Origin of the sequence: Pseudoduganella sp. R-32, assembly GCF_049913245.1 — a bacterium.
Classification (GTDB): domain Bacteria; phylum Pseudomonadota; class Gammaproteobacteria; order Burkholderiales; family Burkholderiaceae_D; genus Rugamonas.
The window spans coordinates 1,093,846-1,108,864 of sequence record NZ_CP183987.1; the positions used below are offsets into that span (position 1 = coordinate 1,093,846).

Here is a 15,019-nt window from a genome sequence, read left to right on the forward strand (position 1 = left end):
CCACACCATCTACATGCTCTGCATGGCGCAGTGCATGTGCCGCTGCTAAGCACCCCATCCCCCTAGTTTTGCCCGACCTGCCAATCCGGCCGGCGCGGGCCTCGTACACCCAAAAGGAAGACCATGATCAAGCCACTGAGCATTACGCTGGCCATTGCCGCCGCATTCCCGCAACTCGCTTACGCCGAGGAAGAACTGGCGCGCGTCGTCGTGACAGGTTCGAATATCCGCACCTCGCAAAAGGAAGGCGCCAGCGCCGTGCAGGTGCTGACCGCCAAGGAGCTTGCCGCCACCGGCAAGGCCACCGTGGCCGATATCCTGCGTACCATTTCCGCCAACAGCGGCAACAGCTATAACGAGCAGTACACCGGCAGTTTTTCGGCCGGCACGGCGGGCCTGTCGCTGCGCGGCCTGGGCCAGAAGAACACCCTGATCCTGGTGAACGGCAAGCGGGTGTCGTCCTACGCCACGGCGCAAGACCTGCAGGAAGTCTTCGTCGACCTGAATTCGCTGCCGATGGCCGCCGTGCAGCGCATCGAAGTGCTGAAGGATGGCGCCTCGTCCGTCTACGGTTCGGATGCGGTGGCGGGCGTGGTCAACATCATCCTGTACAAGGAATTCAAGGGCACGGAGGTGAGCGCGCAAGTGGGTTCGTCCACCGAGGGCACCGGCCAGCTTGAACGCAGCGCGTCGCTGCAGACCGGCTTTGGCAGCCTCGATGAAAAAGGCTGGAGCGTGGTGTTCTCGCTCGATGCGCTGAAGCGCGACAAGCTGCAGCAAACCGACGTGTCCTACCTGCGCGGCAGCGACTTCCGCGGTTATGCCAACGGCACGCTGGCCTGGACCCCGACCAATTACTACGGTACTTCCGACGCGACCAAACAGCTTGGCGGCGTGCAGGGGCCGCTGCAGGTGCAGAACTACGGCGACATCACGCCGGGCAAGAGCGGCCGGGTGCTGGCGTATAACCCGGCCGAATTCCGCACCCTGATCCCGGGCGTGGAGCGCGTGCACACCTCCTTGCGCGGCACCTTGAAACTGAATGACGACACCGAAGCTTATGCAGAAGGACTGTACGGCTACTCGTGGGCGGAGCAGACCTTTGGCGCACCGCTGACCGTGGGCAGCGGCCTGCGCGCCTGGAACAATGCCAGGCAGGCGTTGGACAACATCACGGTGGCGCTGCCGGCCGGCCATCCGAACAACCCTGGCACGACCGCGTTGCCATTCACTGCCACGCTGTTCGACCTGGGGCCGCGCATGAAGCAGGACAAGGTGGACTTCTACCGCGCCCTGACCGGCATCAAGGGCAACTGGAACGGCTGGGAATACGACGCTTCCATCGCCCGCTCGGGCAGCAAGCTGAAGGAAACCGTACAGAATTTCGTCAACCGCTACGAGTTCGAAAAAGTGCTGGCGGACGGCAGCTACAACTTCGCCGACCAGTCGAAGAACAGCGAAGAGCTGCGCAATCGCTTGCGCCTGTCGACCCTGCGTCCCGCCGAATCGACGCTGACCGTGGCCGACTTCAACGCATCGAAGGAACTGCTGGAGCTGCCGGCCGGCGCGCTGGGCTTTGCTTTCGGCGGCCAGTGGCGCCAGGAAGAGATGAACTCCAATACCTCGACCGCCGTGCTGTCGGGTACGGAACTGCGCCCTGCGATCAACATCATCCAGGGCAAGCGCCAGGTGACTGCGGCCTTCGCCGAATTCAACGTGCCCGTGCTGAAAGACCTGACTGTCAACCTGGCCGGCCGTGCCGACAAATACAGCGACTTCGGCTCCGCCTTCTCGCCGAAAGCCAGCGTGCGTTACCAGGCCGCCCCCTGGCTGCTGCTGCGCGGCACCGTGTCGCGCGGCTTCCGCGCACCTTCGCTGCCGGAGATTACCAGTTCGACTTCGGTCAGCTACGGCTCCGTGATCGACAAGGGGGACCCGATTACCCCAAGCCAGGCGCGCGGCATCACCAACATCACGGTCGCCAATACCGAACTGTCGCCTGAGCGCTCGAAGAACCTGAACCTGGGCTTTGTTGTTTCGCCATCGGCCAATAGCAGCGTGGGCGTGGACTTCTACCATATCCGTACCAAGGGCGTGATCGACACCGAAAGTACCGAGACCATCCTGGCCAACGAAAGCACCCATCCTGAGAAAGTGGTGCGCGATGCCCAGGGCCGCATCCTGACCCTGTACCGCCAGTATGCCAACCAGGGTGAACGCGTGGTGAGCGGCATCGACGTCGACCTGCGCTACAAGCTGCCAAAAACCGCCTACGGCAACGTGACCCTGAATGCGCAATTGAGCCGGGTGTTCAAGTATGAACAGCCGCTGTCGAACGGCGAGCCGCTGACCAACGGCGCCGGCACCAACTTCTTCGGTTCCATCCCGAAATGGCGCGGCACCACCAGCGCAGCCTGGGAACTGGCCCAGTGGACTGCCAACGCGGCATGGAATTACGTCGACGGCTACGAGCAGACCACCCGCCCCGGCGAGCGTGTCAAGCCATTCGCCACCGTGGATCTGAGCCTGGGCTACAGGATCAGTGCGGCCACCAGCGTGAACCTGTTGCTGGCGAATGCCTTTGACCGCAAACCTTCGTGGGACAGCTCGTTCAACTTCTTCGACTACACGCAAGGCGACCCGCGCGGCCGCTTCGCCTCAGTCAAGCTCAATCACAAGTTTTGATGATCGAGGCGCGGTAGCTGCTGGGAGTGGTGCCCATCCGCTCGCGGAAGGCGGTTGCGAAATTGCCGGCATTGGCAAACCCGAGCAGCAGCGCAATGTCCTGCACGTCCATGTCGGTATCGCGCAGCAGGTGCATGCCGCGCTGGATGCGCGCTTCGCGGATGTAGGCGAACACGGTCATGCCGGTGTGGGTGCGAAACAGCTGGTTCAGTTTTTCGCGGTAGGTGCCCACGCTGGCGGCGATTTCCGCCAGGCCGGGCAGGGCTGCCAGGTTGTCGTAGATCAGGCGCTTGGCGGCGTTGACGATCACCGAGTCGGTGTCGATCGGCCCTGCTTCGCTGGCCTCGACCGGGGGCCGTTTCATCAGGTTCAGGTGCACATGGATGCGCGCCGCCAGTTCACCGGGCGTAAACGGCTTGCTGACAAAGTCCACCCCGCCAAGCTGAAGGCCCATGATGCGGTCTTCCACCGCCTCGGTGCCGCTCAGGAAAATGATCGGGATATCGCGCGTGGCCGAGTTGGCCTTTAACAGTCGGCAACAGGTGTAGCCGTCCATATTCGGCATCCGCACGTCCAGCAGGATCAGGTCGGGCCTGCCGGACAGGGCCAGCTGGTAGCCCTGCTCGCCATTGAAGGCCACCGACACCCGGTAGGGCATTTCGCTTAACAAGTCGACGAGCATGCGTTGTTCGAACGCGGAATCATCCACGATCAAAATATTTCGCACTTGTGCATCGCTGGTCAGGTACATGGTCGCTCAGGGTGGGGCCGTGTTGCTTATTATGCCCATGTTTGAAAAAATGTTGCGCATTTCACATTGAGCAAAGGCATTCTCTCCTCTGGCAAAAGTAAAGTGCGCCGCAACAACGCCGAATGGAAAGAAGATAGCTACGTTCCTTGCAAGAGTGATTTTTGGTGAGTCTTTTAGGGGTGTTTTCGCGGTTCAATTGAGTCTGAAGCATTCAACTGGTTAAATTAAACCAACTGACTAGGAGGCAACATGAAACATACCGACTTTGGCCAAATGCCCTGCCCGATCGCGCGTAGCCTCGGCAAGGTAGGCGAGTGGTGGAGCATCTTGATTCTGCGCGATGCGTTTTACGGCCTGACCCGCTTCGATGAATTCGAGAAGAGCCTGAAGATTGCGCCGAACATGCTGACCCGTCGCCTGGCCGGCCTGGTCGAGGGCGGCCTGATGGAGCGCCGCCAGTACAGCACCCGCCCGCCGCGCTATGAGTACATCCTGACCAAGGCAGGCCGCGACTTCAAGCCTGTGCTGCTGGCCTTCATCGCCTGGGGTAACGAGCACCTGTCGCCGGAAGGCGCCAGCTTGCTGGTGGTGAGCCGCGAAACCGGCAAGCCGGCCGACCAGGTGCTGGTCGATGCCAACAGCGGCCTGGCCATCAATGACGAGGACTACATGTTCGCGCCAGGGCCTGCGGCGCCGGAAGTGATGCGTAACCGTATCACCGAAGCCGGCCGCCGCATGCCTAATTAGGCTGCAGCTGTTCGTAGACCGCGTTCGCGACCTGCGACAGCTCTTTCTTCCCGACGGCAGCCGACAGCGCATAGCCGAAGCTGCCGTCGATCCAGTAAAACACTCCCACGTTGCCTTCCTGCGCGAACCGGAATCCCGTGTCGCGGTTTTGCTGTTGGCCGGAACTGACGTAGAGCGTGAGGCGCTGGCCGCCGGCATCGGCGTACATGAATTGGGCAACCGGGCCCGTGCCGCCGGGCAGCAGCCTTCCTCCCACCAGCTCATAACCCTGTTGCGCCAGTTGCGGCGGACGCAGTTGCTTGCCCAGGCGTTTCGACAGCCAGGCCACCAGGTGCTGCTGCTGGTCGGCGCCGACTTCGACCGGGTGTTTTACTTCCGGCGTGTAGACGGCGTGCGCGATGGCGGCTTCGCGCGGCAGGGAGGCCAGGGACGGGACCGGGCTGCCGGTTGCAAGTCCGCTGCTGCCATCCATTCCCGCGCCGCGCAGCGTCCACCCGGCCGCGCCGCCGATCACCCCCGCGCCGGCGGCCAGCGCCAGCATGGCGGCCATGCGGCGCCAGGCTGGCATGGCCCATGCGCTGCGGCGAGGCGGCGCCGGGTGCAGCGCCTGCGGAACCTCGGCGTCCAGCATGTCGTCGAACAGCGCGTGCAGGGCGGCATTCTGTTCGCGGTAGGCTTGCAGCCGCAAGGTTTCGGCGGGATGGTCGGCCAGGTAGCGATCGACCGCCGCTTGCCGATCCGGCGGCAGACGGCCATCGACCCAGGCTTGCAATTCGGCTTCGTTCATTTCACAACCTTCAAATTGACGGCCGGCGGCTGCCCCGTCATCAGCCGGCGCAGGTTCTCGCGCGCGCGGCTCAGGCGCGACATCACCGTGCCAAGCGGGATATCGAGCGTGGCGGCCACTTCTTCATAACGCATTTCTTCCAGCGCTACCAGCAGCAGGACCTCGCGCTGGGCAGGCGGCAGCTGCTGCAAGGCGCGCTCCAGGTCGCGCAAGTCGAGTCCCGCCGTGGGCGGCGCGGCCGGCAGGTCCGCGTCATCAAGCTCCACGGCCGGCGGCGGCGAGCGCCGCACCTGGTCCACGTGCAGGTTGTGCATGATGCCGAACAACCAGGCGCGCAAGTCACCATCCGGGCGCCACTGGGCGATGCGCTCCCAGCCGCGTTCCACGGTGTCCTGCACCAAGTCGTCCGCGCGGGCGCTATCGCCGGTCAGCGCCCGCGCATAGCGGCGCAGGCGCGGCAGGCAGGCCAGCAAGCGTTCATGCATTTCCTGCATGCGCTCAATCCTTGACGACGTGCCAGATATCCTTGACGTTGTCGCCTGCGCGGTCGCCGGCTTTCTTGTCGCCGGCGAACAGGTAAAGCGGCTTGCCCTTGTAGGCCAGCTGCTTGCTGCCGTCGTCGCGGGTGATGGCCGACCACGGCGCAGACAGTTCGCCGCTGGCGGCCACGGCAGGCCAGTTTTTCAGGCAGCCATCGACGCAGGCGCTCTTGCCGCTGCCGGCAACGTCCTTGTCGAAGGTGTAGACGGTCATGCCGGCGGCATCGACGTACACGCCGTCAGCTTTTTTCAGCGGTTCGGCGGCAACAGCGGCAGTGCTCAGCAGGGCAGCCAGGGTCAGTACGATAGCTTTCATTTTGTCCTCCGTGAGTGATGAGTATTGCGTATACGTAGCGTGTGGCCAGCTTATTCCATCCTGCCTAAAATATTTTCCTGCCTATTCAGTCACGGAGGATGCGATGAACAATTTCATGCGTGTAGCTGTGTTGTCGGCCCTGCTTGGCGTCGGAAGCGCCTGGGCGGAAGGCCTGGCCAAAGCGGACCAGAAGATGCTGACCGACCTGGCCCTGGCCAATATGGCGGAAATCGAGACAGCCAAGCTGGCCTTGCAAAAGACCCAGAGCGACCGCGTCAAGAGCTTCGCCCAGCAAATGGTCGACGACCATACCAAGGGGCTGGAAGAAGTGCGCAAAGTGGCGGCTGCGCGCAGCCTGACCTTGCCGACCGAGCTCGATGCCAAGCATAAGGCCATGGCCGCCAAGCTGGAAAAACTCTCCGGCGACAAGTTCGACCGCAGTTATATGGAGCAGGCCGGCGTGCAGGCCCACAAGGAAGCACACCAGCTGGTGAGCAAGGCGGAATCGACAGCCCAGGACAGCGAACTGAAATCGCTGGCCACGCGCTTGCAGCCAACCATCCACCAGCACCTGAACAATGCCGAGCAGCTGAATGCCGCGATCAAGGGCGGCAGCGCGACGGTGGGCAGCAGCGGCACCGAGGGCAGCAGCGGCGCGGGCACCATGCCGCAAACGGAAGCCGGTGGCCACGACCATGGCAGCACAGGCGGCAACAAGCCGGATTCCAGCACCCGCAGTACCAAGCCGGAACGGCGCTGACAGCCAGCCGCGGGCAGCCGCGGCGTCGTCAGCCTGGCAGTGCTTAAGCTACTTGAACACCAAAAAGTCCGGTCGTGCGGTATGATTCCATGCTGCAACACCTATTTCAAGGATATCAAGTAGTGGATTTGTTCGCGCTCGACGAAGAGCTGGCCCTGTGGGAAGCAGAATTGCCTTTTGCTGAGGGCGAACGCCGCCTGAAATTGCTATCCCGGCTGGCCTGGCACCTGCGACAGCGCGATGGTGTGCGTTCGGCGCAACTTGTCGCCGAAGCAACTCCGCTTGCCCATCTTTTGCCGGCGGCGGAAAGGCGTGTGCTGGCAGCGCGCTGGGAACTGCTGAAGGCTGAAAACTGTTGGCTCGCGGGCGAGCTGGACGCCGCCATCGCCATTGCCGAACGCGCCATGCTGGAATTTGCCCGCCACAATGACCGGCTGGGTGCTGCAGACACCCACAGCCTGCTGGCCTGGGTCGCCGTCGACCGCGGCGACTCGGCCGGCTGCGACAACGAGCTGGCGCTGGCCATTGCAGATGCCCGCGCCTCCGGCGACGCCATGCGCATCGATGTTTTCGAGAGCCTGGCAGCGCTGTTCAGCGTGTTCCGCAATGCGCCGGCCGCCAACGAGCGCTGGAGCAAGCGCTTTGCGATCGACCTGGCGGGCCGCCATCCGGTGGTCGCGGGATCGATTTCGGATTATCTCGGCACGGCGGCATTCCAGGCGGCGGAGTTCGGCCGCGCCATCAGGCACCTGATCGCGGCGTTTGAAGCGGCCCTGGTCTCCGGCCAGGTGCGCCGCGCCGTGATCCTCGCCACCAATATCGGCAACGCCTTCACGCGCCTGAATGCGCACGACGCCGCGCTGGAATGGATGCAGCGCGCGCTGGAGCTGGCGCGGCCGACCGGCTGGCCAATGTGTATCGGCCTGAGCCAGATGCAATCGGCTGAAACGCTGCGCCACCTCGGCCAGCGGCCGGCGGCAAAAGCGCTGCTGCGCGATGCGCTGCAGATGCTGGCTCCCTTGTCCGGTTCGCGCGCCTTCGTCATGGCGCTGGAATACCAGGGCGACCTGGCGCTGGACCTTGGCGACAATGAGGCGGCGCTGGCCAGCTTCCGCGAACTGGAACTGCGTGGCCATGCCCTGGCGCAGAGCGATTTCCATAGTTGCGCGCGGCGCGGCCAGGCGCATGCGCTGGCGGGGCTGGGGAGAATGGAGGAGGCGCAGGCCGCCGCCATGTCGGCGCTGGCGCTGGCGCGCGAGCTGAACGACCCGTTCAGCCAGATCGCGGCCTTGCGCGTCCTGGCCGATATCCACGCCGGCAACGCGATGTCCGTGCTGCAGTACCTGCGCGAGGCCTTGATGATTGCCGCCACCATCGACGGCTATATCGTTCCCGGCGAACTGCTCGATGCCGTGGCGCGCGAATATGCCGCCGTTGGCGACTTCGCGCGCGCTTATGAGTTTTCGCTGCAGGCCAATGCGGCGCGCGACCGCAGCAACAGCCAGGAAGCGACCAACCGCGCGATTGCAATGCAGGTCCAGCACCAGACCGAGCGCGATCGGCAGCTTGCCGCCGCCGAGGCGCAGCGCGCGGAGGTGCTGGCCCAGACCAGCGCCACGCTGAGCCACCTGTCCGCGATTGGCCAGGAAATTACTGCGCAACTCGATGCCTCGGCTGTGTTCCGCGCGCTGGACCGGCACGTGCACGGCCTGCTTGATTCGACTCACTTCTCGATCTTCCTGCTGGAGACGGACGGCGATTTCCTGCATTGCGCATTTGGCGTGGAAATGGGCTTGCCGCTGCCGCCGACGCGCATCGCGCTGTCCGATCCGCACTTCAACACGGCGCGCTGCGTGCGCGAGCGCGATGAAATCCTGATTGAAATCGAAGACAAGTCCGACACGCCCAACCTGATCCCCGGCACCTTGCCTACCCTCACGCTCCTGTTTGCGCCGCTGATGATCGGCGAGCGCGTGCTGGGCGTGATGACCGTGCAATCGATGCTGCCGCGCGCTTACGGTGAGCGGGAGCGCCTGATCTTCCGCACCCTGTGCGCCTACGGCGCCATCGCGCTGGACAACGCCGCCGCGCAGGCGCAACTGCTGGAAAAGAATCTCGAACTGGAGCGGGCCTACAAGGCGCTGGAAGAGGTGAGCCTGACCGACCAGTTGACCGGCTTGCGCAATCGCCGCTTCTTCCTGCAGCACGTGGAGTCGGACGTGGCACTCAGCCTGCGAGGCTACGACGGGCCGGCCTCGGAAGCCGATGCCGTGGCCGACCGCGACCTGGTGTTCTACATGGTGGACCTGGACCACTTCAAGGAGGTCAACGACCGTCACGGCCACGCTGCCGGCGACTCGGTGCTGGTGCAGATGAAGGACCGCCTGCGCGAGGTGTTCCGCGAGTCGGACTACCTGGTGCGCTGGGGCGGCGAAGAATTCCTGGTGCTGGCGCGCGCCACCGGCCGGAGCGGCGCGCATGTGGTGGCGGAGCGCATCCGCCAGGCAGTGTCGTCGCGTGAATTCGTCCTGCCGGATGGCACGCGGCTGGCGCGCACCTGCTCGATCGGCTTTGCCTGCTATCCCTTCCTGCCGTCGCACCCGCGCCTGATGTCCTGGTCGCAGGTGGTGGAGCTGGCAGACCTGGGTCTGTACATTTCCAAGCATTCCGGGCGCGACGCCTGGACTGCCGTGCATGCCACCGAAGCGACGCAGCCGGAAGAACTGTTCCCCCGCCTGGTGCACCAGCTTGGCCAATGCATCGAGCGCGGCGAAGCGCGCATCGTGACCAGCCTTGGCGAGCGCACTATAATCACCCAATGAGCACACATCGCTGTTCCTGGGCCAATCCAAACAATCCACGTTATATCGCCTACCACGACCAGGAGTGGGGCGTCCCATGCCGCGACGAACTGCGCCTGTTCGAGATGCTGAATCTCGAAGGCGCGCAGGCGGGCCTCAGCTGGGAGACCATCCTCAACAAGCGCGACAACTATCGCGCGGCGTTCGATGGCTGGGACGCGCGCAAGATTGCCGCCTATGACGAGGCGAAGGTCGCGCAGCTGCTGTCCGATCCCGGGATCGTGCGCAACCGGCTCAAGGTGAACGCTGCCATCACCAATGCGCGCGCCTACCTGCGCCTGCTGGAAGAGGGCGGCAGCCTGTCTTCGCTGCTATGGGGCTATGTCGACGGCAAGCCGATCGTGAATCGCATCACAGCGCAGGGCGAGCGCCCGGCGCGCACCGAACTGTCCGACAGGATCTCCAAGGACCTCGCCAGGCGCGGTTTCAAGTTTGTCGGGTCGACGATCATTTATGCCTACATGCAGGGGATCGGGATGGTGAACGACCATGACCTCGCATGCTTCCGATACAAGGAGTGCCAGCACGGTGGCTGATTCGCGCCACGTCGTCCTCGACACCGCGTTTGGCAGCGGCGCCCAGTTCCTCGCAACCCTCGCCCGCCACCGCTCCGCGGCTGGCGGCGCCGGCGCTAGCCATCTGCATTATCTCGCGATCATGCCCTCCGTTCCCGGCTTGTCCACGCTTGCCGCGCTGGCGCAGGCCGTGCCCGCCCTGGCGGCGCAGTGGCCGGTCGACGTCCCCGGCCTGCACCGCCTGCACCTGCCTGCGGAACGCCTGACGCTCGACCTGCTCGCCGGTCCTGCCGAAGCCTGGCTGCCCGAAATCGTGGCCCGTGTCGACGAGTTCATTATCGACCGGCCGCTGGAGCACATCCGCGCCCTGCAACGCCTCGCAGCGCCCGCATCCACGCTGCGCATCCGCCGGCCCGATGAACATGCGCTGCGCTCCCTGCGCGCCGCCGGCTTCACCGTCACCGGCGAACCTGAAGGCGAGTGGCAACATGCCGCCTACACCAGCCGCAAGCCCCAGCCGCCGCGCGCGCCCTCGCCCGAGCGCCGCGCCATCGTCATCGGTGCAGGCGTGGCAGGCAGCGCCGCCTGCGAACGCCTGGCAGCCCGCGGCTGGCAGCTTACCCTGATCGAACGCCACGGCGCCCCTGCGCAGGAAGCTTCCGGCAACCGCGCCGGCATCTTCATGCCTCTGCTGTCGAAAGACGACAATATTCCGACCCGCCTGGCGCGCGCGGCGTACCTGTACGCGCAGCGCGCCTGGCAGCACCTGGGCGGTCTCGATCCGCACGCACCCGGTCCCGATGCGGAAGCCGGCGCAATCCGCGGCAACCGGTGCGGCGTGCTGCAACTGGCACGCGATGCCGAGCACGCCCGGTTGCAAAAGGACGTCGTCGACACCTGGCGCTACCCCGAGCGGTACGTGCGCTGGCTCGACGCCGTCCAGGCCAGCGCCATGCTGGGCGCGCCGACTCCTTACGGCGCCTGGCACTTCCCCGAAGGCGGCTGGGCCACGCCCGCTACCGCCTGCCGCGCCATGCTGCAAGCCTGCGGCGACAAGCTGCGCCGCGTCTTCCATAGCGAAGCCCTGCACATCGAGCGCGTGCAAGATGAATGGCGCGTATGCGACGCCTGGGGCCGACTGCTCGCCGCGGCCCCGACGGTCGTGCTGGCAAACGGCGCCGGCGCGACTGCGCTCGAGCAGGCCCGCGCGCTGCCGCTCTACACCATGCGCGGCCAGGTCACCCACCTGGAAGAAGGCAGCTTTCCCAGCCTCAAGCTGGTGGTCTGCCGCGAAGCCTATATGACGCCGCCGGTGGACGGCATCGTTTGCGTCGGCGCCACCTACGACAAGTCCAGCGAGCGCCAGCTGTGGCAATCCAGCCAGGATGAAAACCTGCTGCGCGCGGAAGAAATCCTCGGCAGCCCGCACGGTGCAGGCGCCCCGCTGCAAGGCCGGGTAGGATTCCGCACCATGGCCCCGGACCGCCTGCCGCTGGTGGGCCCGCTGCCCGACAGCGCCGGCGAGGCCCGCACCGAACGCCTGCGCGACCTGCCGCGCCACGCGGGCCTCCATGCCTTGCTCGGCTACGCCAGCCGGGGCTTGATCTGGGCCCCGCTTGCAGCGGAAATCCTGGCCTGTCAACTGGAAGACGAACCCCTTCCCATCGAAGCAACACTGGCCGCCGCACTGGACCCCGGACGCTTCCTGCTCAAGCAGCGCCGCAAGCTATAATGGCCTCCTATCCAATGGCTGGAGAATCCATGGAAGACCGCGCCGGCTCGCCAGAGCTGTTCATGTTCCTCGCCTCCACGGTGCACGACATGAAGAATTCCATCAGCGTGCTGACCGGCACGCTGGAGAACCTGCTTGTGCAGGCAGGGGATTCCGCGCAAGACAATCCAGCCTATCCGCAGATGGCGCAAATGCTGTACCAATCCAAGCGCCTGAACGACCACCTGATCCAGCTACTAGCGCTCTACAAGGAAGTCGGCCGCCCCAATTATCCTTTCGATCCGGCCCCGGTGCAGGTCAGTGAGCTGGTCGACCAGCTGGTGGCCCAGCAGCGCGTGCTGCTGCAATCGAAGGGCATCCAGCTCGACACCGAATCCCCGCCCGGCCTGATCTGGACCCTGGACGAAGACCTGGTGCTAGGCCTGCTGGCGCACGCAATCAACAACGCCGTGCGCTATACGCGCGACCGCATCGCCCTCACCATCCGCGAAGACGATGGCTTCATGGAGGTGCGGGTGGAAGACAACGGCGCCGGCTTCCCGCCCACTATGCTGGAAGCGGGCCAGGTGACAGGGCAGGGCATCAACTTCCTGGCCAACAGCAGCGGCCTTGGCCTCTATTTCGCCAGCGAAGTAGCGAAGTCCCACAAACACCGCCTGCGCCAGGGCAGCATCGCGCTGGAAAACGGCGGCGCGCTGGGCGGCGGCTGTTTCATCCTGCGCTTGCCATGAACGCCCCAGCCGTCACCACGCCCGTCGCAACGGCGCCGGAAAAAGAACCGGGCGTCAACTGGGCCGACAAGCGCTACCTGATCGTGGACGACTTTGTCGGCGTGCGCCAGTTGCTGCGCGAAGCCTTGCGCAGCCTGGGTGCGCGCCACATCGACCAGGCCTCGAGCGGCGGCGAGGCGATCGGGCTGCTGGCGCGCATCCAGTACGACGTCATCCTGTGCGATTTCAACCTCGGCGAAGGCAAGAGCGGCCAGCACGTGCTGGAAGAAGCCCGCATCCGCGGCATGCTGATGCCAAGCTGCGTGTGGCTGATGGTCTCCGCCGAGAAGAGCGTGGAGGCCGTGATGGGCGCCGCCGAGCACCAGCCGGATGCCTACCTGATCAAGCCGATCACCGAAGGCGTGCTGCTCACCCGCCTGAACCGCGCCTGGCAGAAGAAGCAGATATTCCAGGACATCGACCAGGCCTACCTGGAAAAAGACTACCTGCGCGCGGCCCGCTTGTGCGCCGAAGCGGCCGGCCGCAACAAGCTGCATGAGGTAGACCTGATGCGCATGCGCGCCACCTTGCTGCTGAAGGCCGGCGAGACCGAGCAGGCGCGCCTGGTCTACGAAAAGGTGCTGCAGGAACGCGACTTCAACTGGGCCCGCACCGGCGTCGGCAAGATCCGCATGGCCAATGGCGAGAACGAGGCCGCGCGCCAGATGTTCCAGGGCGTGATCGCCGAGAACCGTTTTTACCTGGATGCATACGACCAGCTGGCCAAGTCGCTGCAGAACATGGGCCGCATCGAGGAAAGCTGCGACGTGCTGGAGCGCGCAGCCAGGATGTCGCCCAATTCGGTGCCGCGCCAGCGCGCGCTGGGCACGACAGCGCTCAAGCTGGGGAATATCGCGCTGGCCGAGCGGGCTTTCCGCAAGTGCCTGCAGATCGGCGAATACTCCATCATGAAGACCGTGGATGCCTACTTCGGCCTGGCGCGCGTGCTGGGACAGAAGAACGACGCCAAGGAAGCCTTGCTGCTGCTGGCCGCGGCCCAGCGCGACTTCTCCGGCGGCATGGTGGAGCTGCGCTCCAAGATCACGGAGGGCCTGGTGTACCACGAGAGCGGCGATTACCGGCGCGCGCGCAAGTCCGGCGACGAACTGGAAACCATGCTGAAGGAAGACAGCGAGCGGCCCGACACCGCAACCTGCCTGGAAATGGCGACCTTGCTGTTTGCCGTCGGCGTGAAGGATGCGCCGGTGGAGTTGCTGTGCTACGTGGTGCGCAACAACGACGAAAACACCGTGATCCACGATGAAGTGCAGCGCATCTTCGACAAGGCCCGCATGGGTGAAGAAGGCGCAGCCCTGATCAGCACGGCGCGCAAGGAAGCAGCGGAGATGATGAACAAGGGCGTGCTGCTATGGAAGACCAACAAGCTCGATGACGCAGTCGAATGGATGCGCGAAGCGCGCCGCAGCCTGCCGGACAATATGCGGATCCTGTTCAACTCCGCCCAGATCCTGATCTCCCACATGCAGGCCAGGGGCTATAACGACGCCCTGATGGCCGAAGCGAATGATGTCTTGATGCACGTTGACCGGATTGCGCCGGGCCAGCAGCGCTTTGCGCAGCTGATCGAGCAGTTGCAGAAGTTGATCCCCGGCCGGATGTCGGCGGAAGAAATCGAAGCCGAGCTGACGGCCGCCATGAAAGATGACCACGACAAGGAGTGATCCATGCGCGATATCGCCAAAGAGGTCTATAACAAGATGAAGGTGGGGGCTGCCGCCTGGATTCGTCCAGTCAGCGCCAAGGGCGACACCATCGAATCCTTCCAGTCCGCGCATGACGCGGCCAAGGCCCTGGAAGACGAAGGCTTGATCAATATCATGAAGGTCCAGCGCGATGACGATGGCCTGATCGAGGCCATCCGCATCCAGAAGCTGAATTAAGGCTTGGCGGCCTTCGTGGCGCGCTTGCTTGCCGGCTTGCGCGCTGCCGGTTTGGCGACAGGCTTGCTGGCGTCATGTGCGGCGCCGTTCTTTGCGTCGGCCGGCTTGCCGGCCGGGTCGGGGGCCATCGCCGTGCTGACGGCTTGCGCAAACTGCTCTTGCAGCAGGTTCCACCAGGCGGCAGGGTTGGCCATCTGGTTGGCGGCGGCGCTGGCAGTGTCGTGCGCGGCAGGCTTGGCATCGGCCGGTTTTTCGGCCGGCTTGGCGGCGTCGCCGGCAGGCTTGTCCGCTGGCCTGGCGGCCGCAGCGGCTGCCGGCTTGGCAAACGGATCGTTGTGCGGCGCCTGCTGCACGGCGGCGGCCAGCGATTGACCCATCGACTTCAACGCCGCGATGGTGCCGCGCTGGACTTCCAGCGCCTGGATGCTCGAGCGCAGCATGGTGGCGTTCAGGTTGAGCCAGGACTCGACGGCTTTCAGCTCGCTGATTTTCTTGTCCAGGTCATCCACCGACAGCGTCGGGGCGGCGATGCCGGGAATGCTGATGCCTGGCACACCCATGCTTCCCCACAGGGATTTTACGAAGTCCAGCGTATCCGTCATCACTGCAGCGCCGGGAATGTGGGGCATTTGTGGATTGCTCATATCGGGTCTCC

14 protein-coding genes are annotated in these 15,019 nt (G+C 64.8%); 9 read left to right on the forward strand and 5 right to left on the reverse strand.

Features of this window, described 5'->3' with window-relative positions; translation table 11 throughout:
* Positions 1-123 precede the first annotated feature (123 nt).
* Positions 124-2,685, forward strand: coding sequence for a TonB-dependent receptor plug domain-containing protein (locus ACN9MU_RS05145; protein ID WP_426344267.1), 2,562 nt, complete (start codon positions 124-126; stop codon positions 2,683-2,685).
* On the opposite strand, the gene ACN9MU_RS05150 is transcribed toward ACN9MU_RS05145, so the two are convergent.
* The gene (locus ACN9MU_RS05150) at positions 2,669-3,436 is read right to left on the reverse strand and encodes a response regulator transcription factor (RefSeq protein WP_426344268.1); all 768 of its coding nucleotides are present in this window, start codon (positions 3,434-3,436) and stop codon (positions 2,669-2,671) included. The genes ACN9MU_RS05145 and ACN9MU_RS05150 overlap by 17 nt on opposite strands.
* A gap of 249 nt (positions 3,437-3,685) precedes the next feature.
* Between ACN9MU_RS05150 and ACN9MU_RS05155 the strand changes: the two genes are divergently transcribed.
* Positions 3,686-4,183: a winged helix-turn-helix transcriptional regulator gene (locus ACN9MU_RS05155; RefSeq protein WP_057264480.1), complete on the forward strand. Its 498-nt coding sequence runs from the start codon at positions 3,686-3,688 to the stop codon at positions 4,181-4,183.
* On the opposite strand, the gene ACN9MU_RS05160 is transcribed toward ACN9MU_RS05155, so the two are convergent.
* The 3 genes from ACN9MU_RS05160 to ACN9MU_RS05170 are packed head-to-tail and all read right to left on the reverse strand — an operon-like array spanning position 4,176 to position 5,825.
* The gene (locus tag ACN9MU_RS05160; RefSeq protein WP_426344269.1) at positions 4,176-4,970 is read right to left on the reverse strand and encodes an anti-sigma factor family protein; all 795 of its coding nucleotides are present in this window, start codon (positions 4,968-4,970) and stop codon (positions 4,176-4,178) included. The two genes, ACN9MU_RS05155 and ACN9MU_RS05160, sit on opposite strands and share 8 nt — an antisense overlap.
* Positions 4,967-5,464 (reverse strand): RNA polymerase sigma factor, encoded by a 498-nt coding sequence (locus ACN9MU_RS05165; protein ID WP_426168032.1) that lies wholly within the window; start codon positions 5,462-5,464, stop codon positions 4,967-4,969. The genes ACN9MU_RS05160 and ACN9MU_RS05165 overlap by 4 nt, the downstream gene beginning before the upstream one ends.
* 4 nt (positions 5,465-5,468) lie before the next feature.
* A complete protein-coding gene (locus tag ACN9MU_RS05170; RefSeq protein WP_426168034.1) occupies positions 5,469-5,825 on the reverse strand; it encodes a COG4315 family predicted lipoprotein in 357 nt (118 codons plus the stop codon).
* Between the two features lie 103 nt (positions 5,826-5,928).
* Here ACN9MU_RS05170 and ACN9MU_RS05175 point away from each other — a divergent pair, with 103 nt between their 5' ends.
* From ACN9MU_RS05175 to ACN9MU_RS05205, 7 genes are all read left to right on the forward strand, one after another.
* Positions 5,929-6,585 (forward strand): DUF4142 domain-containing protein, encoded by a 657-nt coding sequence (locus ACN9MU_RS05175; protein WP_426344270.1) that lies wholly within the window; start codon positions 5,929-5,931, stop codon positions 6,583-6,585.
* Between the two features lie 122 nt (positions 6,586-6,707).
* Positions 6,708-9,407, forward strand: a complete 2,700-nt coding sequence (locus ACN9MU_RS05180) for a diguanylate cyclase (RefSeq protein WP_426344271.1) — start codon at positions 6,708-6,710, stop codon at positions 9,405-9,407.
* Positions 9,404-9,982, forward strand: a complete 579-nt coding sequence (locus ACN9MU_RS05185) for a DNA-3-methyladenine glycosylase I (RefSeq protein ID WP_426320874.1) — start codon at positions 9,404-9,406, stop codon at positions 9,980-9,982. Before ACN9MU_RS05180 ends, ACN9MU_RS05185 begins: the two co-directional genes overlap by 4 nt.
* Complete coding sequence (mnmC, locus tag ACN9MU_RS05190; protein ID WP_426320879.1) at positions 9,936-11,693, forward strand: FAD-dependent 5-carboxymethylaminomethyl-2-thiouridine(34) oxidoreductase MnmC; 1,758 nt, start codon at positions 9,936-9,938, stop codon at positions 11,691-11,693. The genes ACN9MU_RS05185 and mnmC overlap by 47 nt, the downstream gene beginning before the upstream one ends.
* A 29-nt stretch (positions 11,694-11,722) precedes the next feature.
* A complete protein-coding gene (locus ACN9MU_RS05195; RefSeq protein WP_426320881.1) occupies positions 11,723-12,424 on the forward strand; it encodes a sensor histidine kinase in 702 nt (233 codons plus the stop codon).
* On the forward strand, positions 12,421-14,145 hold the full coding sequence (locus tag ACN9MU_RS05200) for a response regulator (RefSeq protein ID WP_426320883.1): 1,725 nt from the start codon (positions 12,421-12,423) through the stop codon (positions 14,143-14,145). The genes ACN9MU_RS05195 and ACN9MU_RS05200 overlap by 4 nt, the downstream gene beginning before the upstream one ends.
* Before the next feature lie 3 nt (positions 14,146-14,148).
* On the forward strand, positions 14,149-14,364 hold the full coding sequence (locus ACN9MU_RS05205; RefSeq protein WP_426168048.1) for a hypothetical protein: 216 nt from the start codon (positions 14,149-14,151) through the stop codon (positions 14,362-14,364).
* Here ACN9MU_RS05205 and ACN9MU_RS05210 read toward each other — a convergent pair.
* Positions 14,361-15,008, reverse strand: a complete 648-nt coding sequence (locus ACN9MU_RS05210; RefSeq protein WP_426320885.1) for a PhaM family polyhydroxyalkanoate granule multifunctional regulatory protein — start codon at positions 15,006-15,008, stop codon at positions 14,361-14,363. The genes ACN9MU_RS05205 and ACN9MU_RS05210 overlap by 4 nt on opposite strands.
* Between the last annotated feature and the right edge of the window lie 11 nt (positions 15,009-15,019).